Origin of the sequence: Bradyrhizobium quebecense (genome assembly GCF_013373795.3) — a bacterium.
In the GTDB taxonomy this organism is placed as follows: domain Bacteria; phylum Pseudomonadota; class Alphaproteobacteria; order Rhizobiales; family Xanthobacteraceae; genus Bradyrhizobium; species Bradyrhizobium quebecense.
This window is the reverse complement of record NZ_CP088022.1, coordinates 383,306-405,494: the sequence shown is the minus strand read 5'-3', so window position 1 is coordinate 405,494 and position 22,189 is coordinate 383,306. Positions and strand designations below refer to the sequence as shown.

Genomic DNA, 22,189 nt, shown 5'->3' with positions numbered 1-22,189 from the left:
GTTGAGGGGGTACGGTCCATCGATAGAGTGAAACCCCTCACCCGGATTTGCCGCTTTGCGCCAAATCCGACCTCTCCCTTTTGGAGAGGTGAAACCCGACGTTGAGCTGCCACAGCGTGATCGCATCGTCATCCCTCACACCCGGCCGAGCGCGAAGCCGCGCGCGATGTAATTGCGGACGAACCAGATCACGAGCGCGCCGGGGATGATGGTGAGCACGCCGGCCGCGGCAAGCAGGCCCCAGTCCATGCCGGCGGCCGAGACCGTGCGCGTCATGATCGCGGCGATCGGCTTGGCCTGCACCGAGGTCAGCGTGCGCGCCAGCAGCAGCTCGACCCAGGAGAACATGAAGCAGAAGAACGCGGCGACGCCGATCCCGCTCGCGATCAGGGGCACCAGGATCTTGATGAAGAAGCGCGGGAACGAGTAGCCGTCGAGGAAGGCGGTCTCGTCGATCTCGCGCGGCACGCCGGAGACGAAGCCTTCGAGGATCCACACCGCCAGCGGCACGTTGAAGATGCAGTGCGCGAGCGCAACCGCCCACGGCGTATCGAACAGGCCGATCGCCGAGTACAGGTTGAAGAACGGCAGCGCGTAGACCGCCGCCGGCGCCATGCGGTTGGACAGCAGCCAGAAGAACAGGTGCTTGTCGCCGAGAAAGCGGTAGCGCGAGAATGCATAGGCCGCCGGCAACGCCACCGCGATCGAGATCACGGTGTTGATGACGACATATTCCAGCGAGTTGATGTAGCCCGAGTACCAGCTCTCGTCGGTGAAGATGCGCCGGTAGTGCTGCAGCGTCGGCGTATGCGGCCACAGCGTCATCGTCGAGACGATCTCGGCGTTGGTCTTGAAGCTCATGTTGACGAGCCAGTAGATCGGCAACAGCAGGAAGATCAGGAACAGCGCCATGATCAGGCGGCGGCCGGGGATCGAGTGCATCACGCCGCTCCTTCCTTGACCGGACGCTCGGAGCCGGCATTGGTCATCACGGTGTAGAACACCCAGCACACGATCAGGATGATCAGGTTGTAAACCAGCGACAGCGCCGCGGCCTTGCCGAGGTCGAACTGGCCCAGCGCGATCTTGACGAGCTCGATCGAGACGAAGGTCGTCGAGTTGCCGGGACCACCGCCGGTGACCACGAACGGCTCGGTGTAGATCATGAAGCTGTCCATGAAGCGCAGCAGCACCGCGATCAGCAGCACGCGGTTCATCTTCGGCAGCTGGATCGCCTTGAACACCGCCCAGCGCGAGGCGCCGTCGATCTGCGCCGCCTGGTAGTAGGCGTCGGGGATCGACTTCAGGCCGGCGTAGCAGAGCAGCGCGACGAGGCTGGTCCAATGCCAGACGTCCATCACGATCACCGTGACCCAGGCGTCGACCTCGTTGGAGACGTAGTTGTAGTTGAAGCCGAGGTGGTTCAGCACATAGCCGAGCAGGCCGATATCGGGCCGGCCGAAGATCTGCCAGATGGTGCCGACCACGTTCCACGGGATCAGCAGCGGCAGCGCGAGGATGACGAGGCAGGCCGCGACGCTCCAGCCCTCGCGCGGCATCGACAGCGCGACGATGATGCCGAGCGGCACCTCGATCGCAAGGATCACGGCAGAGAAGAACAGGTTGCGGCCGAGCGAGGCCAGGAAGCGGCCGCCGAGATCGGTCGAGGGATCGAGCAGCTCCTTGAACCAACCGACGCCGTTCCAGAAGAACTGGTTGTTGCCGAAGGTGTCCTGCATCGAATAGTTCACGACGGTCATCAGCGGCAGTACCGCCGAGAACGCGACCACCAGGAACACCGGCAGCACCAGGAACCAGGCTTTTTGGTTGATGGTCTTGTCCATCAGGCGACCCCTTCGACCAAATGGCTGTCGGCATAGACGTGAACGTTGGCGGGATTGAAGATCAGGCCGGCGGTATCGCCGGAGATCGAGAAGCCGGGGGGCACGCGCGCCGCGAGTTTGGTGTTGCCGACGCGGACGCGGGCGAACTGGATGCGACCGAGATCGTCGATCCGCTCGATGGTGGCCGACAGCAGCCCGGACGCGGGTGCCGCGACATCAACAAATTCAGGCCGCACGCCGATCTCGATCTTCTTGCCGGCCGGCAGCACACCATAGTTTCGATGCAGGCCGATGACATGGCCGTCGATCCGCGCCTCGTGGCCTGAGACCTCGGCGGGCACGATGTTCATGCCGGGCGAGCCGATGAAATAGCCGACGAAGGTGTGCGCCGGCTTGTCGAACAATTCGGCCGGCGTGCCGCTCTGCACCACGCGGCCGTCATGCATGACGACGACGGTATCGGCAAAGGTCAGCGCCTCGGTCTGGTCGTGGGTGACGTAGATCATCGTGAGGTCGAGTTCGCGATGCAGCGCCTTCAGCTTGGAGCGCAGCTGCCATTTCAGCTCGGGATCGATCACCGTCAGCGGCTCGTCAAACAGCACGGCGGCGACGTCGGAGCGCACCAGGCCGCGGCCGAGCGAGATCTTCTGCTTGGCGTCGGCGGTGAGCCGCGTCGCCTTGCGATTGAGGTACGGCGTGAGGTCGAGCAAATCGGCGATCTGCCTGACCCGCGCATCGACCTCGGCCTTGGCGACGCCGCGGTTCTTCAGCGGGAAGGCCAGGTTCTGGCCGACCGTCATGGTGTCGTAGATCACCGGGAACTGGAACACCTGCGCGATGTTGCGCTTCTGCGTCGACAGCGGCGTGATGTCCTGGCCGTCGAACAGGATCTTGCCGCGCGACGGCGTCACGATGCCGGAAATCAGGTTCAATAGCGTGGTCTTGCCGCAGCCGGAGGGCCCAAGCAGCGCATAGGCGCCGCCCTGCCGCCAGGTCATCGTCACCGGTTTCAGCGCAAAGGATTCCAGCGGCGCGTCATTGCCGCTGTAGGATTGCGCGAGATCGACGAGGTCAATGCGAGCCATCGGGCATCTCCCTCAATTGCTCTTGCTGGCTGACGTGCGTGCCGCAAGCGAACTGCCATACAGTTCGCTTGCGAACGCGGTCGCGGGCGACGCGACCAGGCGGTCGGCGGCGTCAAATACGAAGATATTCTCGGGATCGAGCGCGGCTTCAAGCACCTGCCCGGGTTCATATTCGTGCACGCCGTGCAGCACCGCGACCCAGTTCGAATCGTGGACGTGAACGTGCACAAAGCTCTCCGACCCGGTGATCTCGGTCACCGTCACGGTGGCGGAGAATTTGTGGCGGCCGGGCACGACGCTACCGACCTCGAGCTGGTGCGCACGGAAGCCGATCTTGTACGTGCCGTCAGGCAGCTTGGCATACAGCCCAGCCGCGGGCGCCTGCTCGCCGCCGGCATAGATCACCCGGTCACCCTTCTTCTCGATGCCGATGACGTTGAGCGGCGGATCGGAGAACACCTGCGCGACGCGCAGCGAGTCGGGATGGCGGTAGACTTTCGGCGTCGCGCCGGTCTGCAGCGCCTGACCTTCCCACATGCACACCGTGTCGCCGCCGAGCAGCAACGCCTCCGACGGTTCGGTGGTGGCATAGACGAAGATCGCACCCGATGCCTCGAAGATCCGCGGCAGCTCGGCGCGCAGCTCCTCACGCAGCTTGTAGTCGAGATTGGCGAGCGGCTCGTCGAGCAGCACGAGGTCCGCGCCCTTGACCAGCGCGCGCGCAATCGCCGTGCGCTGCTGCTGGCCGCCGGAGAGCTGCAGCGGCGTCCGCTTCAGATAGGGCTCGAGCCGCAACAGGCTGGCCGCCTCGGCCACCCGCTGCTCGATCTCGGCCTTCGGCTTGCCCTGCACCCGCAGCGGCGAGGCGATGTTCTCGTAGACCGTCAGCGAGGGATAGTTGATGAACTGCTGATAGACCATCGCCACCGAGCGCTGCCGCACGTCGGCGCCGGTGACGTCCTTGCCGTCGACCAGCACGCGGCCGGTGGTCGGCTTGTCGAGGCCGGCGAGCAGCCGCATGATCGAGGTCTTGCCCGACAGCGTCGGCCCGAGCAGCACGCTGAGCGTGCCACGCTCCAGCGTCAGCGAAACATCGCGAATGGTCTGAATGCCATCCACGGTTCGCGTGACGTTCTGCAGTGTAACGCTCATGCCCGTCCTCCCGCTTCGCGGAGGGGACGTTCACCTGACACGCGGTTGGCGACCATCCACTCGTCGAGCGCGGCGATTTCACCCGCCGTCATCCGCAAGCCCAGCTTGGATCGTCGCCAGACGACATCGTCCGCGGTCCGCGCCCATTCGTTCGCCATCAGGTACCGGACTTCACTCTCCGTCAAGGTGGCGCCGAAGGCGCGGCCGAGATCATCAGCCGTTGCTGCATTGCCCAAGACCTTGCTGGCGCGTGTGCCATAGGCGTGGGCGAGACGGTTGGCGTGGGACTGCGCGAGGAACGGATAGTTACGAACCAGCTCGGCGCTCAGCGCCGCGACCGCGGAGACATCCATGTCGCCGCCGGGCAGCGGCGCCTTGCCGGTCCAGCCCTCCTGCGCTTTCGCGCCGCGGAGATAGGGCGACAGCCGCTCCAGCGCCTCTTCGGAGAGGCGGCGATAGGTGGTGATCTTGCCGCCATAGATCGACAGTAGCGGCGCACCGCCGGGCGTATCGAGCTCGAAGACGTAGTCGCGAGTCGCGGCCTTGGCTTCGCTCGCACCGTCGTCATAGAGCGGACGCACGCCGGAGTAATTCCAGACCACATCCTCGGGCTTCACCGGCTTGGCAAGGTATTCGCTGGCGGAGGCGCAGAGATACTCGATCTCCTCGCGCGTCGCCTTCACCTTGGCCGGATCGCCGTCATAGTCGCGATCGGTGGTGCCGATCAGGGAGAAATCGTTCTGGTAGGGAATGACGAAGATGATGCGGCCGTCGGCATTCTGGAAGATGTAGGCGCGGTCGTGGTCGTAGAGTTTCGGCACGACGATATGCGAGCCCTGCACCAGCCGCACCTTGGCCCGCGCGTTGACGCCGACACCGGTAGCGAGCACCTGCTCGACCCAGGGACCGCCGGCGTTGACCAGCACGCGCGCCTTGATCGTGTCGCGGGCGCCAGTTGCGCCATCTTCGACCGTGACGTGCCAGACGCCGTCGATCTGCCTGATCTCCACCGCGCGGGTGCGGGTGCGAATCTCGGCGCCGCGATCGGCGGCATCGCACGCGGTCAGCGCCACCAGCCGCGCGTCGTCGACGAAGCAATCGGAATATTCAAAGCCCTTGGTGTAGCGGCCCGGGATCAGCGGCTTGCCGACCACGTCGCGCGTCAGGTCGACCGAGCGCGTCGCCGGCAGCAGATGCCGGCCGCCGATGTGGTCGTAGAGGAAGAGGCCGAGCCGCAGCAGCCAGGCCGGGCGCAGGCCCGCATGGTGCGGCAAAACGAAACGCAGCGGACGAATGATATGCGGCGCGATCTGCCAGAGGATCTCGCGCTCGATCAGCGCCTCGCGCACCAGGCGAAACTCGTAATACTCGAGATAGCGCAGGCCGCCATGCACCAGCTTGGTCGACCAGGACGAGGTTCCACTGGCCAAATCATTCATTTCACAGAGGAAAACAGAATTGCCCCGGCCCGCCGCATCGCGCGCGATGCCGCAGCCATTAACGCCGCCTCCAATGATGGCGAGGTCGTAAATTCGGTCCAAAGAACGCTTCCCCCGGCAACCGTTTTCGCTTTGACGGTTTTCCTTTCGGATTGGAGTAGATCACAACCGAAAACGAAAGCAAAGTGAAAACAGGGAACTTTCGCTGGGGATTTTTTGGGCGGACTGAGTGCGGAATGGTGGACAGGCTCACCCGACCTGCCCCCCGCGCGATCACTTAACCCGTCACCCCTGAGGTGCGAGCGGAGCGAGCCTCGAAGGGTGCGAGGCCCCAGTGTGGCCGTTCACCCTTCGAGGGCCGCTGAAGAAGCGGCTACCTCAGGGTGACGGTGAGCGAGTTGTTGTGCGGGGACGATGGGCCGACAGCGGCGATATCGTTGAAATCGACTAAGCGCTGCGCAGCGTCGCGGGTGCGGCGTCGGCGCCATTGTCGTCGATATCGGCCTGCGGCTTGTCCATCGCGACGACCACCTCGATGCCACGGCTGTGGCAGATGTTGGCGAGGCCAACGGGCAACGGCGAATCGGTGACGAAGGTCTGGATCTGGCTCATATGCGCGATGCGCACCGGCGCGCTGCGGCGAAGCTTGGTCGCATCCGACACCAGCATCACGTTGCGCGCGTTGGCGATGATCGCCTGCGCCACCTGCACCTCGCGATAGTCGAAGTCGAGCAGCGCGCCCTCCTCGTCGATCGCGGACGCGCCGATGATCGCGTAATCGACCTTGAACTGGCCGATCAGCTGCGTCGCGGTCGAGCCGACCACCGCACCGTCGGCGCGGCGCACCGTGCCGCCGGCCACCACCACCTCGATGCGCGGATGGCGATACAGCAGCATCGCGACGTTGAGGTTGTTGGTGATGACCAGCAGGTCCTCATGCGAGGTCAGCGCACTGGCGACCTCTTCCGTCGTGGTGCCGATATTGATGAACAGCGAGCAGCCGTTCGGAATCCGCGCGGCCGCGGCGGCGCCGATCGCCTTCTTCTCCTCGGCGGCCACAAAGCGGCGCGCCTCATAGGCGAGGTTCTCGACGCCCGAGGCGATGATCGCGCCGCCATGGATGCGGGTCAGCGACCGCTCGTCGCAGAGATCGTTGAGGTCCTTGCGGATGGTCTGCGCCGACACCTCGAATCGCTTGGCAAGGTCTTCGACCATGACCCGGCCAAAAGCGCGTGCGATGTTGAGGATTTCAGTCTGGCGGTGGGAGAGTCCGGCCACGGCGGCCCCCTTGAAACGGCGAATGACCCATGGTGCGACCGTTCGGCGCGGAGGTCAACGAGCTAGCATCGACGGGGTTAAGGACTGCGTTGCAGCAATGTCGAGCCGGCAACGTTTCGGCACACTGCCTCACCACGCCGTTTCCTCACCACGCCATGGCCGAAGCAACAAGGCGAATCAATTCCGGATCATCAAACGCCCGGGCGCTGGCGACCGCGCCGGCCGCGAGCAGATCGGCATGACCAAGCCCGGTTCGCATCCCGATCGTCGCGATGCCCGCCGTCGCGGACTGAATGCCGGAGCGCGAATCCTCGAACGCGAGCGAAGCCGGTGCCGACGCGCCTGCGAGGCGCAGTCCCTCCAGATACGGCAATGGATGCGGCTTGCCCTGCGCCAATTCATCGCCGATCACGACAGCCTTGAAACGGTGCGCGATACCCAGTCCCGAGAGCAGCAGTTCGGCGTTCGGGCGCGGCGCATTGGTCACCGCCACCATCGGCACGCCGGCGCGATCGGCCCGGTCGAGCAGCGCCATCAATCCCGGCACCGGCACGATCTGGCCAGAGACCAATTCGCGGAAGATCCGCTCCTTCTCGCCAAGGATGCTGGCGCGGCGGTCGGCCGGCTCGTGGGTGAGGAAACGCTCGCCGATCGACGCGTTGGAGAAGCCTTGCAGTTCCTTGCCGAAGCGCGCGTGATCGAAGGTGTGTCCGTGGGGGCCGAGCACCTGGTTGAACGCGGCGAGGTGAATCGGGTCGGTGTCCGCGAGCGTGCCGTCAATGTCGAACAGCAGCGCCTTGCCTTGTGTCTGCGACATCCGAAAAAAGGTTTCCGTGAGTTCGGATGCATCAATACAGACTCTTGCGGCGCGCGCAAACGGCGCGCCGCGTGGCTCCTCATCAGGAGGCCATCTGCAGATCCTGGCCGGTGACCAGCCGTCGCGCCGCGCGCTCGGCCTCGCGTGCGTTGCGGAAGATTTGGCCCTCGAGAGCTTGGAACCGGTGCGAAGCCGCGAAAAACGCGTAACCCCTGGTATCGCGCACCACGATACCCGCGGTCTCGGAACTTACTTCGATGACGTAGCAGTCTGACATTATCGGCCTCGGTTTGATTCCGCGCCGACAACGGCATCGCCGCCCGTTTGTTCCTGAGTTTTTTGCGAAGCGAAGCGCCGCTTTTTTACAATCGAGCGGCGCTCCGGTCTCAGTTTCGACGCGTTTTCTCTCGCGCCGAATCAGCGGCGTTTTTCGCGCAAAAGACGTCAGGTCGAAATCGTCGCACCATCGCGCTGGATCGGTTGCGGACGGCCCTGATCGTCGATCGAGACGTAGGTGAAATTGCCGTCGGTGACGAGGATCGACTGCTGCTCGCGGCGGCGCAGTACCCAGGCTTCGAGATGCACCGTGATCGAGGTGCGACCGACACGCACGAGATTGGCGTGCACCGAGACGAGATCGCCGACATAGACCGCCTTGCGGAAATTCATCGCTTCGATCGCGACCGTCACGGTGCGGGACTTCGCCACCTTCGAGGCGAACACGCCGCCGCCAACGTCCATCTGGCTGAGCAGCCAGCCGCCGAAGATATCGCCATTGGCGTTGGTGTCGGCCGGCATCGCCAGCGTGCGGATGCAGAGGTCGCCCTGCGGCTCGTTGCCGCTGATCGGCGGTGCGTGAGCATGCGTTTCGGGCGCTTGGGTGTCAGTCACTTGAAGGTCTCCCAGCCTGCATCGGGTGCGAAACGATCGCCGAATTTCTGCGTCAATGCGCGCAGCGCGGATACGACACTGTCAACGCCGCGCGTGCGCGCGTAGTTGAGCGGGCCGCCGCGGAACGGGGCATAGCCGGTGCCGAAGATCATCGCGCCGTCGACCATATCGGGGTCGTCGACGATACCCTCGCGTAAGGCGGCGACGCAGACATTGGAGATCGGCAGCACCAGGCGGTCGATCATCTCGTCGCTGACTTTCGGACCGGTCTCCGGCAGCGGCGCCTTCTCCGCCTTGCCGTCCTTCCAGGTGTAGAAGCCCTTGCCGGTCTTGCGGCCGAGCTCGCCCTTGGCGACCTTTTCGCGCAGCCAGGCCGGCGTCGGCGGCAAGGTGTCGCCGAATTTCGAGCGCAGCATGTCGCCGACATCGAGGCAGATATCGAGGCCGACCTGGTCGGCGAGTTCGATCGGACCCATCGGCATGCCGAACTCGACGGCAGCCGCGTCGATCAGACGCTGGTCGGTCTTCTCGTCCAGCATCATCATCGCTTCCAGCATATAGGGCGTCAGCGCGCGGTTGACGAGGAAGCCCGGCGAGCTCTTCACCGGCAGCGGAAGACGGTCGATGGCGCCGACAAAGGCGCGCGCCTCCTTGAGCATCGCGGCATCGGTGCCGTCATGGCTGACGACCTCGACGAGCTGCAGCCGCGACACCGGGTTGAAGAAATGCAGGCCGAGCAGCCGCTCCGGCCGTGCTAACGTGGTGCGCAGATCCTGCAAGGGAATGCTCGACGTATTGGTGGCGAGGATCGCGTCTTGTTTCATCTTCGGCTCGAGCGAGGCATAGACCTTCTGCTTGAGCTCAAGCTTCTCCGGCACCGCCTCGATGATCAGATCCGCATTGCGGACGCCCTCGCCGTCCATGTCGGGGATCAGCCGGTCCAGCGCGTCGCGCTGGTCGATCTTCCTGCGCATGATCTTGCCGAACAGCTCGGCGGCGCGCTTCATGGCGCCAGCGATCGGTTCGCCCTTCATGTCGGCGAGCGTGACGCGCATGTCCTGGCTGGCGCACCAGGCCGCGATATCGCCGCCCATCGCGCCGGCGCCGATGACATGGACGTGCTGCACCTTGTTGCCGCTGCCGGCCGCCTTCTTCATCTGCTCGCGCAGGAAGAACACGCGGATCAGATTCTGCGCGGTCGGCGTCACCATCAGATTGGCGAAGGAGGCCTTCTCCGCATTCAGCATCGCCGAGCGGTTGCCGGCGTGCTTCTCCCAGAGCTCGATCAGCGCATAGGGCGCCGGATAATGCTTGCGCGGCGCGGCCTTCTCCGCCTCGCTGCGCATACGTGAGGCAAGCAAGCCCCTGACCGGACCAAGATTGAGGATCGCGTTGAGCATGCCGGGCTTGGCGCGCTTCAGCCGGCCGAACACCGCATCCTTCACCGCGTTGCGAACGTGGCGCTCCTGGGTGACCGCGTCGACCAGGCCGAGCGACTTCGCGCGGCGCGCGTCGATCGTCTTGCCGGTCAGCATCAAGGTCATCGCCTGCATCGGGTTGACCAGCTCCGTGAAGCGCACGGCGCCGCCGAGGCCGGGATGCAGGCCGAGCATCACCTCGGGGAAGCCGAATCTGGCATCGTCGATCGCGATCCGCATCTGGCAGGCCAGCGCAACCTCGAGGCCGCCGCCGAGACAGAAACCGTGGATCACGGCGACCGAGGGCACGCGCAGAGCCTCGAGCCGGTCGATCACCGCATGCGCGCGGCCAATCTCGGTCTCGACCGCCCGCGGGTCGCTGGCGCCGCGAAATTCATTGACGTCGGCACCGGCGATGAAGCCGCTCTTCTTCGCCGAGCGCACCACGAGGCCGGTCGGCCGCTGGTTCTCCAGCGCCGCGACCGCGGCATCGAGCTCGTCGAGCAGATCGGCGGACAGCGTGTTGGCGCTGGTGCCGGCGCGGTCGAACAGCAGCCAGGCAATGCCGTCCTCGTCACGCGTCAGCTTGAAATTCTTGTACGGGCTGTCGGCGGCCGGCTTCGGCCCGAGCTCGAGCACGCGGTCGGCGAGAACGTCCATGATCCGTGAATCCATGATCACACCGTCTCTATCAACATCGCGCCGCCCTGCCCGCCACCGATGCATTCGGTGGCGACGCCGCGCCTGGCGCCGAGCCGCTTCATCGCGTTGACCAGATGCAGCACGATGCGGTTGCCGCTGGTGCCGACGGGATGGCCAAGGCTGATCGCGCCGCCGTCGACGTTCAACCTCGCGCGGTCGATCTCGCCGGCCGCGCCATCGAGCCCCAAAATCTCGCGGCAGAATTTGTCGTCGTTCCAGGCTGCGAGACAGCCGAGCACCTGCGTCGCAAAAGCCTCGTTCAGCTCCCAGGTCTCGACTTCCTGCAAGGTCAGCCCGTTGCGCTTGATCAGTGCGCTCGCCGACAGCACCGGACCGAGACCCATGATCGACGGATCGAGCGCCGACCACTGGCTGTCGAGGATGACGGCCTTCGGCGTCAGCCCGTGCTTTGCCACCGCGGTCTCGGATGCCAGGATCACCCAGGATGCGCCGTCGGTGATTTGCGAGGAATTGCCGGCGGTGACCTGACCCCACGGGCGCTCGAACACCGGCTTCAGCTTTGCCAACGTCTCCGGTGTCGAGTCCGGGCGGACGCCGTCGTCATGATCGTAGAACTTGCCGTCGCGGGAGAACGCGGTCTCGACCTCGCCCTTGAGGAAGCCTTGCTTCTGCGCGTTGGCGAGCCGCTGATGGCTCTCGGCGGCGTAAGCGTCGGACTGCGTCCGCGTGATGCCGAAGAGATGGCCGACCTTCTCGGCGGTCTGCCCCATGTTGAGCTCGGTGATCGGATCGGTCAGCCCGCGCTCGAGGCCGATGATCGGCTTGAAGTAGCTCGGCTTCACCTTCAGCGCCGCGGCGATCTTGGCACCGATGCCCTTGGCGCCGGCAAAGCCGGCAAACCAGCGCACGCCGGAATTGGGCCAGACCAGCGGTGCGTGGCTCAACGCCTCGGCGCCACCGGCGAGGATCAGGTCGGAGATGCCTTCGCGGATGTAGCGGTAGCCGGTGTCGATCGATTGCATGCCGGAGCCGCAATTGATCTGCACCGTGAAGGCGACCATCTGCTCGCCCATGCCGAGCCGGAGGGCTGCGACCCGCGCCGGGTTCATCTCGTCGGCGATCACGTTGACGCAGCCGAGGATGACCTGGTCGAAAGCGGTGGGCGCGAAAGGCTGCCGCGCCAGCAATGGCCGGCCGCATTGCACGGCGAGGTCGACCGGGGTGAACGGGCCGGGACCGGAGCGCGCCTTCAGGAACGGCGTCCGGCTGCCGTCGACGATAAAGACTGGTCGCGCCATCAGCTCGCCGCCCTCTGCTCACCAAGCTCCTGGAAGAACTGATGCACGTCGGCGGTTTTCTTGTAAATCGGGGACAGCGCCTCGGGCGCAAAATCATCGACTTCGATGACCTTGGCCACGGCCTCATGGGCGGCGGCGAGCTTCTCGCCGTCGGCCTCGGTGATGACGCCTTTCTTGACGGCCTCCTTCCAGTCGTGCAGCCGCGCCGCGCGCAGCTGCTTGGCCGCATCCTCGGACTCGGTGACGAGGCGGAAGGCCTTTTCCAGCCGCGCAATGCCGCCGTCATCCTCGACAAAGGCGAGATCCGGCGTCAGGCGGTCGCGCGCTGCCGACGGCGACAGCACGAGTTGTGCGCAGAAATGCACGACGCTATCCGACGGACCCGTGACGCGCGCGCCGAACGGCTGGATCAGGAATTTCAGCATCCATGCCACCGGACGGTTCGGCAGGTTGGCGAGGATCTCCGCAAAGCGGTTCTCGATGGTCTTGAAGCCGGATGCCATGCACCATTGGAGCGCAGGAAGATCCTCCTTCTGCCGCCCCTCGTCCTGCCAGCGTTTGAGCGCGGCAGAAAGCAAGTAAAGCTCCGACAGGATGTCGCCGAAGCGCGCCGAGAGCATTTCCTTGCGCTTCAGCGCGCCGCCGAGGGTGAGCAGCGCCATGTCGGCGCACAGCGCGAACGCCGATGAATAGCGCGAGAGCTGGCGATAGAACTCCGTTGCATCGCCGGCATCCGGCGCCGGTGCGAACAGGCCAAAGGTCCAGCTGCGGCCCCAGGCGCGGAACATGGTCGCGAAGCTGTGGCCGACATGGTTCCAGAACGCGGTGTCGAACGCAGTCAGGCCCTTGTCGCGATCGGTCTCGCTGAGCGCGTTCATCTCCTGCAAGAGATAAGGATGCGCGCGGATTGCGCCCTGCCCGAACACGATCAGATTGCGGGTCAGGATGTTGGCGCCCTCGACCGTGATGCCGACCGGTACCGAGCGGTAGAGCCCGCCGAGATAGTTCTGCGGCCCGTCGATCACGGCCTTGCCGCCATGGATGTCCATGGCGTCGTCGATTGCGATCCGCATCCGCTCGGTGGCGTGCAGCTTCATGATCCCTGAGATGACAGCGGGATGATGCCCCTCGTTCAGCGCCGCGCAGGTCAACCGCCGCGCGGCATCGAGCAGATAGGCGGTGCCGGCGATGCGCGCGAGCGGCTCCTCGATGCCCTCGAATTTCGAGATCGAGATGCCGAACTGCTCGCGGACGCGGGCATAGGCGCCGGTGGTGCGCGCGGCGTAGGCGGCGCCGGCGGCCGACAGCGACGGCAGCGAGATGCCGCGGCCGGCGGCGAGCGCCGTCATCAGCATCTTCCAGCCCTGGCCCAAGCGTTCCTGGCCGCCGATGATGTAGTCGAGCGGGATGAAGACATCGCGGCCCCAGTTCGGGCCGTTCTGGAACACTTGCATCGCCGGCAGATGGCGCTGGCCGATCGAGACGCCGGGCAGATGGGTCGGGATCAGCGCGACCGTGATGCCAAGCTCGTCCTCGCTGCCGACCAGGTGGTCGGGATCATAGGCCTTAAAGGCGAGGCCGAGCAGCGTCGCCACTGGCCCCAGCGTGATGTAGCGCTTGTGCCAATTCAGCTTCAGCCCAAGCACCTCGCGGCCTTCGAAATTGCCCTTGCAGATGATGCCGGTGTCGATCATCGAGGCGGCGTCCGAGCCGGCCTCCGGGCTGGTCAGCCCGAAGCAGGGAATGTCCTGGCCGGCAGCCAGGCGCGGCAGCCATTTGTCCTGCTGCTCCTTGGTGCCGAAGCGCATCAGGAGTTCGCCCGGCCCAAGCGAGTTCGGCACCATCACGGTGACGGCCGCGGTCAGCGAGCGCGAGGAAATCTTGCGCACCACTTCGGAATGCGCATAGGGCGAGAAGCCGAGGCCGCCGAATTCTTTCGGGATGATCATGCCGAAGAATTTCTTCGCCTTGATGAAGCTCCACACCTCGGGCGGCAGGTCGCGCCACTCCCAATTGATCTTCCACTCGTCGAGCATCGCGCAGAGCTCATCGACCGGACCGTGCAGGAAGGCATTCTCCTCCTCGGTCAATCTGGCCGGCGCAAACGCCAGCAATTTCGACCAGTCAGGATTGCCGGTGAAGAGATCGGCGTCCCACCAGACGTCGCCGGCTTCCAGCGCCTCGCGCTCGGTGTCCGACATGGTCGGCAGCACGCCACGCGCCCAGGAGAAGATCGGCTTGGACAGGTAATCGCGGCGGAAGCTCATGGTGGGGCCCTCATGAAACGGCAGCGCGGATGGGTGATGATCCTATCGGAAAGTGCCGTTCACCGGTGAACACTTCGCTGTTCAAATAAAGCGAAATTGACGCGGCCAAGCCGCCGTTTGTTAACGGCAGACCACGCGTTCAGTTCCGAAAGCTGAGCTGCGACAATCAGGTAGCCGAAGGGGGGGCGCCGGCAGGTCGTGCCGGCGCCCCTCTCCCGTGCGCTAGGCCGGCCCGGCGCCCTGGGTCGCGGTATAGACCGCATAGAGCGACTGGCTTGCGGCCATGAACAGGCGATTGCGCTTGGGGCCGCCGAAGGTGATGTTGCCGCAGACCTCGGGCAGCCGGATGCGGCCGAGCAGCTTGCCTTCCGGCGACCACACCGTCACGCCGTTGTAACCGACCGCGCGGCCGGCATTGCTCGAGCACCAGACATTGCCGTTGACGTCGCAGCGGATGCCGTCCGGTCCGCACTTCACTCCGTCGATCGTGAAGTCGCTGAACCGCTTGCCGTTGACGGGCTTGTTGTCGGCGCCGACGTCGAACACGAAGACGTCACCCTTGCCGCCAGGGCCGGTGTCGCCCGGTCCCTTGCCGGTCGAGACGACGTAGAGCTTCTTGTAATCCGGCGAGAAGCAGAGGCCGTTCGGATCCGGCACCTGGTCCTCGCTCACCACGAGATCGACGCGGCCCGAGGGATCGATGCGATAGCAATTGGTCGGCAGCTCGCGCTTGGCCGGCGCGAAGCCCGCGGGCTGCCCGATCCGCGGGTTGAGCTTGCCGGCCGCGTTGCTCGCGCCACCGGCCGCGTCAGGCTCGCCCTCGTAGAGCTGGCCGCCATAGGGCGGATCGGTGAACCAGTAGCTGCCGTCGGGATGCGCGACGATGTCGTTCGGCGAGTTCAGCCGCTTGCCCTGATAGTTATCGGCTAGCACCGTCGCAGTGCCGTCATTCTCGTAGCGCGTCACCCGGCGGGTGAGATGTTCGCAGGAGAGCTGGCGGCCCTGGAAGTCGAACGAATTGCCGTTCGAGTAGTTCGACGGCGTGCGAAACACGCTGACATGGCCGTCATCCTCCGACCAGCGCATCTGCCGGTTGTTCGGGATGTCGCTCCACAGGAGATAGCGGCCCTGCGAGCTCCAGGCCGGGCCCTCCGCCCACAGCACACCCGTAAAGAGGCGCTTGATCGAGGTGTTGGGCTGGGCAAGATCGTTGAAGGACGGATCGACCGCGATGATGTCGGGGTCCCAGAAATAGGTGGTCGGCGCACCACGCGGACTGAAGTCGCGCGGCGGGCTGGTGATGGTTGTCGGCGGTCCGACCGGCGCGGGCGCGTTCTGGGCCAGCGCGCTGCTGACGCCGGCTGCGGCAGCGGCCGCCCCCACCGCCAATCCCTGGACGAGTGTTCGACGTGAAACGTTCGGATCGCGTCGCTCTTCCTTCTGACCGTTCTGCGCGCCGTTTGGACCGCTCCGCTCCTGGCGTGTCATCGCATCCTCCCACTGTGCTGGCCGGCCGTTGATCCGGCCTGGCGCGCGGGAGGTTAGACTGCTCGCTCGGAGGTTGCGAGTGACGGTTTTTCATCACTGCACGCCGAAATTTCACATTGTCGTGGTTCCCGCATTGGTCATTGCGAGGAGCAAAGCGACGAAGCAATCCATCCATCCCAGTGGGGAGATGGATTGCTTCGCTTCGCTCGCAATGACGGCTAGACGGACGATATCAATCCGGCCGGATCATCTCGAACATGTTCTCCGGCTTGATCTCGAAATAGTCGCCGCGACGGCCGGCGCGGACGATCGGGTGCGCGAGACCGGTCTGATAGACGCCGTCCTTGATGAAGGCCTTGTCGATATGGACGGCGACCACCTCGCCGAGCGTCAGCCAGGCCTCGGCCTTCTTGCCGTCGGCGCCCTGGAGCTGGATGATCTGACTCACCTTGCATTCGAACGACACCGGGCTCTCGGCGACGCGCGGCACGTTGACGAGCTTGCCGCCAACCTGCGTCAGCCCTGCGAGCTTGAACTCGTCGACATCGCGCGCGACATGCGCCGCGGTCGCGTTCATGTGCTTGGCGAGATCCATCGTCGCCAGGTTCCAGACGAACTCGCCGGTGTCCTGGATATTGGCGACGCTGTCCTTCCAGTTGGTGGAGGAGAAGCCGATGATCGCCGGCACGTAGCAGAAGGCGTTGAAGAAGCTGTAGGGCGCGAGGTTGACGTTGCCGCCCTTGTCGCGCGAGGAGATCCAGCCGATCGGCCGCGGCGCCACGATGGCATTGAACGGGTCGTGCTTCAGGCCGTGGCCATTCTTCGGCTCGTAGAAATGCAGGTCTTTGGCGGTCACGCTGGGCCCCTCTCACGGTAGCCCGGATGGAGCGCAGCGCAATCCGGGACTCGTCTCACACGTGGAAGCATTCCCGGATTACGCTGCGCTCCATCCGGGCTACGATTTCGCTTCGCTTGCAATGCGGGAAGAGTCAACTGACGAAAACGTCAGTGCCGGCGCTCAATTGGCGCGGATGCGCGGCGACAGGCCGGCGATCACGAAATCGATCATCTGGTCGATGGTCGGGCCCGGCTTGGTGGCGCATTGAGCGATCATCTGCGGGTGGAAGAACCGCATCATCGCCGTGCCGGCGCACAGCGCGGCGACTTCGAGGTCGTCGACCTCGAACTCGCCCGTCGCCACGCCTAGCGCGATCACCTCGCCGATGGTGTGGCCGATCGTTTCCATATGGGTGACGCAGACCTGCCAATCCTCCTGCATCGCGATCTCGACCATCTCGTGCAACTTGGAATCGTCGACATAGCGCTCGGTATTCATGCGATTGATCGTCTTCATCATTTGGCGCATGCGCGCCGCTGCCGGCCCTTCCGATCGCGCGATGCGCTGGGCCTCAACCTCGACCCCGCCCATCAGGCCGCGCGCCACGCCTTCGTGGATCGCCTTCTTCGAATCGAAGAAGCGGTACACATTGGCCGGGCTCATCCGCAGCTCTTTGGCGATGTCGGCGACCGTGGTCTTCTGATAGCCGATCTGCCGGAACAAGCGCTCCGCCACCACGAGAATCCGCTCGCGGGTGTCGGTTTCGCTATGTTCCGAGATCAGTGTCATGTTGGCCTGCTCAATCTTCAATTATTCGGCCGCCTCAGCAAGTGGAAATGCGAGTTGTCCCTCACCGGCATGCTGCGGCGCAGTATTGACTTGCTCGGGGCCGCTTTCGTCCAAGGTCTTGCGGAACCAGAGGGCGTAAAGGCCCGGCAGATACAGCAAGGTCAGGAAAGTCGCAACAAACAAGCCGCCCATGATGGTGATCGCCATCGGGCCCCAGAACGCCGAGCGCGACAGCGGGATCATGGCAAGGATCGCCGCGAGCGCGGTCAGCACCACAGGCCGGGCGCGCCGGACGGTGGCCTCGACGATCGCCTCGCGCCGGGTCAGGCCGGAGGACACGTCGCTCTCGATCTGATCGACCAGGATGACCGCGTTGCGCATGATCATGCCGGCCAGCGCGATCAGGCCGAGCAGCGCCACGAAGCCGAACGGCTGGTTGGCGACGTTCAACCCGAGCGAGGCGCCGACGATGCCGAGCGGCGCGGTCAGGAACACCAGCGTCAGGCGCGAGAAGCTCTGCAGCTGGATCATCAAGAGCGTCAGCATCACCATCACCATCACGGGGAAGAGGATGAAGATCGACGCATTGCCCTTGGCGGATTCCTCGAACGCCCCGCCCGGCTCGATCCGGTAGGCCGGCTCGAGATGGGCCTGGATGTCCTTCAGCTTCGGCGAGATCTGGTTGGTGACGTCGGGCGCCTGCACGCCGTCGACGACGTCGGAGCGCACGGTGATCGCCATGTCGCGGTTGCGCCGCCACAGGATCGGCTCCTCATGCGCATATTCGATCTTGGCGATCTGCTGCAGCGGCACCGCGACGCCGTTCCGCGTGGTGATGGTGAGATCGCCGACGCGGCCGAGATCGAGTCGCTCGGACGGCACCGCGCGGGCGACCACGCCGACCTTCTCGATGCCGTCGCGGATGGTAGTGACCGGCGCGCCCGAGATCAGCATCGCCAGCGCCTGCGAGACATCCTGCGGGGTCAGGCCGAGCGCGCGCGCCCGATCCTGGTCGACGGCGAGCTTCAGGTAGGGCGACTGCTCGTTCCAGTCGAGCTGGACGTCCTTGACGTTCTTGTTCTGGCGCATCACTTCGCGCACCTGGTAGGCGATGTCGCGCACCTTGTTGGCGTCGGGCCCGATCACGCGGAACTGGACCGGGAAACCGACCGGCGGACCGAAGTTGAAGCGGTCGACCCGGACCCGCGCCTCGTTCAGCGCACCGTCGGCGGCGGCCTGCTCGATCTTCGCCTTGACGCGCTCGCGCGCCTCGACGTTCTTGGCGAGGATCACGATCTCGGCAAAGGCCTCGTTCGGCAGCTGCGGATTGAGGCCGAGCCAGAAACGCGGCGAGCCCTGGCCGACATAGGCAGTATAGGTCTGGATGTCCTGGTCGTCCTTCAAGAGCCCTTCGGCCTGCTTCACCGCCTTCTCGGTGACGTTGAAGGCAGTACCCTCGGGCAGACGGAGCTGCAGGAACAGCTCGGGCCGCTCCGACAGCGGAAAGAACTGCTGCTGGACGTGGCCAAAGCCCACGATCGAAAGCACAAAGACGCCGACGGTCGCCGCCACCACTTTTACGCGGTGATCGACGCACCACTGCACCACGCTGCGTAGGCCGCGATACATCCGCGTCTCGTAGATCGCGTGCGGATCGTGGTTCTGGTGCACCTTGATGTTGGGCAGCAGCTTGACGCCGATATAGGGCGTGAAGATCACCGCGACGAACCAGGATGCGACGAGCGCAATCGCCACGATCCAGAAGATGCCGCCGGCATATTCGCCGACCGCCGAATTGGCAAAGCCGATGGGGAGGAAGCCAGCGGCTGTGACCAGCGTTCCCGTGAGCATCGGAAACGCAGTGGATTCCCAGGCAAAGGACGCCGCCTTCATGCGGTCCCAGCCCTGTTCCATTTTCACCACCATCATCTCGACCGCGATGATGGCGTCGTCGACCAGGAGGCCGAGCGCAATGATCAGCGCGCCGAGCGTGATGCGGTGCAGATCGAGCGACATCGCGTTCATCACGATGAAGACGATGCCGAGCACCAGCGGCACCGAGAGTGCCACCACGATGCCGGTGCGCCAGCCGAGCGCGACAAAGGAGACGAACAGCACGATCGCGAGCGCCTCGACGAAGGAGTGCACGAACTCGCCGACGGCGTGCTCGACCACCTTGGGCTGGTCGGCGATCTGCTGAATGTCGACGCCCTGCGGCACCGCCTTCAGGAACTCGGCGGTCGCCTGCTGGACCTCCTTGCCGAGCTCGAGGATGTTGGCGCCCTTGGCGGTGACGACGCCGATGCCGAGCGCGGGCTTGCCTTCCTGACGCACCTTGAAGCTCGGCGGATCGACATAGCCGTGAGAGACGGTTGCGATATCGCCAAGCCGGAACACACGGCCGTTGCTCTCGACCGGCGTTTCGGCAACCGCCTTGACGCCGTCAAGCGCACCGGTGACGCGCAGCGGCACGCGCTGCGACGAGGTCTCGACCGTGCCGGCCGGCGTGACATTGTTCTGCTTGGCGAGCGAGTCGAACAGCGCCTGCGGCGTGATGCCGAGCGTCGCGAGCTTGGCATGCGAGAACTCGACGAAGATGCGCTCGTCCTGGGTGCCGTAAAGGTCGATCTTGGTAACGCCAGGCACCTTCAGCAGACGCTGGCGAAAACCCTCCGCGACCTTCTTGAGCTGCGCATAGTTGGCGCCGTCGCCGGTCATCATATAGAGGATCGAATCGACGTCGGAGAATTCGTCGTTGACCACGGGGCCGAGGATGCCGGAGGGCAGCTCGCCCTGCACGTCGACCAGCTTCTTGCGCAGGAGATAGAAGAGATAGGGCACGTCCTTCGGCGAGGTCGAATCCTTGAAGGAGACTTGCATCGCGGTGAAGCCTGGCTTGGAATAGGTCTGCACCTTGTCGAAGAACGGCAGCTCCTGCAGTTTCTTCTCGATCGGATCGGCGACCTGCATCTGCATTTCCTGCGAGGTCGCGCCCGGCCACATCACCGAGACGTTCACCACCTTGACGGTGAAGAACGGATCCTCGGCGCGGCCGAGCTTCTCATAGGAGAAGAAGCCGGCGGCGCCGAGGATGATCATCAGGAACAGCACCAGCGTCGGATGGCTGACCGCCCAGGCCGAAAGGTTGAAGCGCTTCATGTCAGTCTCCAAATCCCCAAACCGTTATCGCCACGGCCCTCATTGCGAGGAGCGTTAGCGACGAAGCAATCCACACTTGTCTTGCTGCGAGAGGGATTGCTTCGCTTCGCTCGCAATGACGGAACAACGACCAATCAGAACGACAGCGACGAGACGACCCGGACCTTCTGGCTCGGATCGAGTTTCTGCACGCCGAGGGCGACCACCTTGGCGCCATCGTCGACGCCGCCGGAGATGACGACGTTGTTGCTCTCATAGGCCTTCACCTTGACCGGTTTCAGCGCGATGTCGCCCTTGTCATCGACGATGTAGAGCGAGGGATCGCCGCCCTGGCTGTACAGCGCCGACAGCGGCAGCTTGGCGACCCGTTCGGTCGCCTTGTCGGCCAGGGTCAGGGTTGCGGTCATGCCGAGCGAGACGGCCTCGTCGGCGTCGGGCAGCGAGAACTTCGCGAGATAGGTGCGGGTGGCGGGATCGGCCTGCGGCGCGACCTCGCGCAGCTTGGCGGCATAGGTCTTCTTGGCATCCGACCACAGCGTCACCGTGGCAACGCCCGACCTGGCACGAGCGAGAAGCGTCTCGGGGATCGCGACGACAGCTTCCTTCTCGCCAAGTCGGGCGACACGGATCGAAGCCTGGCCCGCGGCAACCACCTGGCCGGGCTCGATCATGGTCGCGGTGACGACACCCCTCGTGTCGGCCACCAGCGTTGCATAAGAGAGCGAATTCTTGGTCAGCTCGACCGAGCGCTCGGCGCGGTTCAGCCGCGCCCGCGCCTCGTCGCCGGCGGCCTTGGCGGAATCGAGCGCCGCATCGGTGGCCCAGCCCTTGGCCTTCAGGTCCTTGGCGCGCTGCTCGGCGGCCGCGGCCTGCGCCAGCACGCCGGTGGCGGCGCGGAATTCCGCCTCCGCCTGCTCGGCCTGCAGCTTCAAATCGACCTCATCGAGGGTGGCCAAGGGCTGGTCGACGTCGACTGTCTGTCCGACCTCGACCAGCCGCTTGGCCACCTTGCCGGCAACCCGAAAGCCCATATCGGCTTCGATACGGGGCTTAATGGTGCCGACAAAGCTGCGCTCAGGCGTTTCGGCCTCGTAATGGACGGTCGCCACCAGAACGGGGCGTCCCGGGTCAGCCGTTTCGGCTGCCTTTTCATTGCAGCCGGTCAGCGCGAACACCGCGAAGGCCAGCGTTGCTCCGGTCAAGAGCCTGTAATAGCTCGACAAAACGGAACGAGCGAACATCTGAAATCTCCATCGGGCTGACGACTGATGAAGAGTATCGATTTATCACTGATAAATGTCAATATTCGTCAGTGATAACCAATTCGTGAGGACGGGCCGGAATCGGCCTGTTTCGCCCGGATACCTCGACTTTAGCTTCGGTCTTTTACGGTCACGGAAGCAGCGGCATGCGAGGTTGCGGCCACGTCATGGATTTTGGCCCTGGGCTTCACCGGTTTCTGGATTTGGTTTGCCGGCAGAGCGCACGAACGGGCGGCTGAGCGTGCCGCGACCGGGATGCTGCGTTCGCCGCTCTATTGGGCGGGCGCAGCCCTGGTCGGCCTTCTGGTGGCGCTGACATGCTCCGAGCGCTACGCCCTGGCGCAAGGCGGCATCCTGATATGGACGTGGCTTGCAGCGCTCGGCGTCACGCTGGCTGCGATCTTCTTCGTGCGCCGCGCACTGAAGTGGCGATATCCGGTCTAAGCCGCCAAGTAATGTAGGATGGGTAGAGCGAAGCGAAACCCATCATCTCGCCGCGGA

General features: G+C 64.8%; 18 protein-coding genes. 1 reads left to right on the top strand and 17 read right to left on the bottom strand.

Annotated features, from left to right (window positions below; all coding sequences use genetic code 11):
• Window positions 1-135: 135 nt before the first annotated feature.
• From HU230_RS02060 to HU230_RS01980, 17 genes are all read right to left on the bottom strand, one after another.
• Entirely contained in the window at window positions 136-942 is an 807-nt protein-coding gene (locus HU230_RS02060) for a carbohydrate ABC transporter permease (protein ID WP_021075985.1), read from the bottom strand.
• Window positions 942-1,844, bottom strand: a complete 903-nt coding sequence (locus tag HU230_RS02055; RefSeq protein WP_092124514.1) for a carbohydrate ABC transporter permease — start codon at window positions 1,842-1,844, stop codon at window positions 942-944. Before HU230_RS02055 ends, HU230_RS02060 begins: the two co-directional genes overlap by 1 nt.
• A complete protein-coding gene (locus tag HU230_RS02050; protein WP_176533190.1) occupies window positions 1,844-2,929 on the bottom strand; it encodes an ABC transporter ATP-binding protein in 1,086 nt (361 codons plus the stop codon). The genes HU230_RS02055 and HU230_RS02050 overlap by 1 nt, the downstream gene beginning before the upstream one ends.
• A 12-nt stretch (window positions 2,930-2,941) precedes the next feature.
• Window positions 2,942-4,081: an ABC transporter ATP-binding protein gene (locus HU230_RS02045; RefSeq protein WP_176533191.1), complete on the bottom strand. Its 1,140-nt coding sequence runs from the start codon at window positions 4,079-4,081 to the stop codon at window positions 2,942-2,944.
• Window positions 4,078-5,622: a glycerol-3-phosphate dehydrogenase gene (gene glpD, locus HU230_RS02040; protein ID WP_176533192.1), complete on the bottom strand. Its 1,545-nt coding sequence runs from the start codon at window positions 5,620-5,622 to the stop codon at window positions 4,078-4,080. The genes HU230_RS02045 and glpD overlap by 4 nt, the downstream gene beginning before the upstream one ends.
• 345 nt (window positions 5,623-5,967) lie before the next feature.
• Complete coding sequence (locus HU230_RS02035) at window positions 5,968-6,798, bottom strand: DeoR/GlpR family DNA-binding transcription regulator (protein ID WP_176533193.1); 831 nt, start codon at window positions 6,796-6,798, stop codon at window positions 5,968-5,970.
• A gap of 145 nt (window positions 6,799-6,943) precedes the next feature.
• Window positions 6,944-7,615, bottom strand: coding sequence for an HAD family hydrolase (locus HU230_RS02030; protein ID WP_176533194.1), 672 nt, complete (start codon window positions 7,613-7,615; stop codon window positions 6,944-6,946).
• Window positions 7,616-7,697: 82 nt separating this feature from the next.
• Window positions 7,698-7,892, bottom strand: a complete 195-nt coding sequence (locus HU230_RS02025; RefSeq protein ID WP_176533195.1) for a hypothetical protein — start codon at window positions 7,890-7,892, stop codon at window positions 7,698-7,700.
• A gap of 167 nt (window positions 7,893-8,059) precedes the next feature.
• Entirely contained in the window at window positions 8,060-8,413 is a 354-nt protein-coding gene (locus HU230_RS02020) for an acyl-CoA thioesterase (RefSeq protein WP_224924806.1), read from the bottom strand.
• Between the two features lie 89 nt (window positions 8,414-8,502).
• Complete coding sequence (locus HU230_RS02015; RefSeq protein WP_176533196.1) at window positions 8,503-10,599, bottom strand: 3-hydroxyacyl-CoA dehydrogenase NAD-binding domain-containing protein; 2,097 nt, start codon at window positions 10,597-10,599, stop codon at window positions 8,503-8,505.
• 2 nt (window positions 10,600-10,601) lie between these two features.
• Window positions 10,602-11,885, bottom strand: coding sequence for an acetyl-CoA C-acetyltransferase (locus HU230_RS02010; RefSeq protein ID WP_176533197.1), 1,284 nt, complete (start codon window positions 11,883-11,885; stop codon window positions 10,602-10,604).
• Window positions 11,885-14,152 carry an acyl-CoA dehydrogenase gene (locus HU230_RS02005; RefSeq protein ID WP_176533198.1) on the bottom strand — a complete coding sequence of 756 codons (2,268 nt, stop codon included), beginning with the start codon at window positions 14,150-14,152 and terminating at the stop codon, window positions 11,885-11,887. Before HU230_RS02005 ends, HU230_RS02010 begins: the two co-directional genes overlap by 1 nt.
• A 222-nt stretch (window positions 14,153-14,374) precedes the next feature.
• Entirely contained in the window at window positions 14,375-15,640 is a 1,266-nt protein-coding gene (locus tag HU230_RS02000; RefSeq protein ID WP_176533199.1) for an SMP-30/gluconolactonase/LRE family protein, read from the bottom strand.
• Between the two features lie 232 nt (window positions 15,641-15,872).
• Entirely contained in the window at window positions 15,873-16,496 is a 624-nt protein-coding gene (locus HU230_RS01995; protein ID WP_176533200.1) for a flavin reductase family protein, read from the bottom strand.
• Window positions 16,497-16,658: 162 nt separating this feature from the next.
• On the bottom strand, window positions 16,659-17,267 hold the full coding sequence (locus HU230_RS01990; RefSeq protein WP_176533201.1) for a TetR/AcrR family transcriptional regulator: 609 nt from the start codon (window positions 17,265-17,267) through the stop codon (window positions 16,659-16,661).
• Window positions 17,268-17,288: 21 nt separating this feature from the next.
• Window positions 17,289-20,426, bottom strand: coding sequence for an efflux RND transporter permease subunit (locus tag HU230_RS01985; protein ID WP_176533202.1), 3,138 nt, complete (start codon window positions 20,424-20,426; stop codon window positions 17,289-17,291).
• 134 nt (window positions 20,427-20,560) lie between these two features.
• Window positions 20,561-21,667 (bottom strand): efflux RND transporter periplasmic adaptor subunit, encoded by a 1,107-nt coding sequence (locus HU230_RS01980; protein WP_176533203.1) that lies wholly within the window; start codon window positions 21,665-21,667, stop codon window positions 20,561-20,563.
• Window positions 21,668-21,943: 276 nt separating this feature from the next.
• Here HU230_RS01980 and HU230_RS01975 point away from each other — a divergent pair, with 276 nt between their 5' ends.
• Complete coding sequence (locus HU230_RS01975) at window positions 21,944-22,132, top strand: hypothetical protein (RefSeq protein WP_176533204.1); 189 nt, start codon at window positions 21,944-21,946, stop codon at window positions 22,130-22,132.
• Window positions 22,133-22,189: the final 57 nt, after the last annotated feature.

Excerpts from the sequence above, each read along its gene's own strand:
- HU230_RS02060 (WP_021075985.1), bottom strand. The coding sequence starts at position 942 with ATGCACTCGATCCCCGGCCGCCGCCTGATCATGGCGCTGTTCCTGATC.
- HU230_RS02055 (WP_092124514.1), bottom strand. The coding sequence starts at position 1,844 with ATGGACAAGACCATCAACCAAAAAGCCTGGTTCCTGGTGCTGCCGGTG.
- HU230_RS02050 (WP_176533190.1), bottom strand. The coding sequence starts at position 2,929 with ATGGCTCGCATTGACCTCGTCGATCTCGCGCAATCCTACAGCGGCAAT.
- HU230_RS02045 (WP_176533191.1), bottom strand. The coding sequence starts at position 4,081 with ATGAGCGTTACACTGCAGAACGTCACGCGAACCGTGGATGGCATTCAG.
- HU230_RS02030 (WP_176533194.1), bottom strand. The coding sequence starts at position 7,615 with ATGTCGCAGACACAAGGCAAGGCGCTGCTGTTCGACATTGACGGCACG.
- HU230_RS02025 (WP_176533195.1), bottom strand. The coding sequence starts at position 7,892 with ATGTCAGACTGCTACGTCATCGAAGTAAGTTCCGAGACCGCGGGTATC.
- HU230_RS02020 (WP_224924806.1), bottom strand. The coding sequence starts at position 8,413 with ATGCCGGCCGACACCAACGCCAATGGCGATATCTTCGGCGGCTGGCTG.
- HU230_RS02015 (WP_176533196.1), bottom strand. The coding sequence starts at position 10,599 with ATGGATTCACGGATCATGGACGTTCTCGCCGACCGCGTGCTCGAGCTC.
- HU230_RS02010 (WP_176533197.1), bottom strand. The coding sequence starts at position 11,885 with ATGGCGCGACCAGTCTTTATCGTCGACGGCAGCCGGACGCCGTTCCTG.
- HU230_RS02005 (WP_176533198.1), bottom strand. The coding sequence starts at position 14,152 with ATGAGCTTCCGCCGCGATTACCTGTCCAAGCCGATCTTCTCCTGGGCG.
- HU230_RS02000 (WP_176533199.1), bottom strand. The coding sequence starts at position 15,640 with ATGACACGCCAGGAGCGGAGCGGTCCAAACGGCGCGCAGAACGGTCAG.
- HU230_RS01990 (WP_176533201.1), bottom strand. The coding sequence starts at position 17,267 with ATGACACTGATCTCGGAACATAGCGAAACCGACACCCGCGAGCGGATT.
- HU230_RS01985 (WP_176533202.1), bottom strand. The coding sequence starts at position 20,426 with ATGAAGCGCTTCAACCTTTCGGCCTGGGCGGTCAGCCATCCGACGCTG.
- HU230_RS01980 (WP_176533203.1), bottom strand. The coding sequence starts at position 21,667 with ATGTTCGCTCGTTCCGTTTTGTCGAGCTATTACAGGCTCTTGACCGGA.
- HU230_RS01975 (WP_176533204.1), top strand. The coding sequence starts at position 21,944 with ATGCTGCGTTCGCCGCTCTATTGGGCGGGCGCAGCCCTGGTCGGCCTT.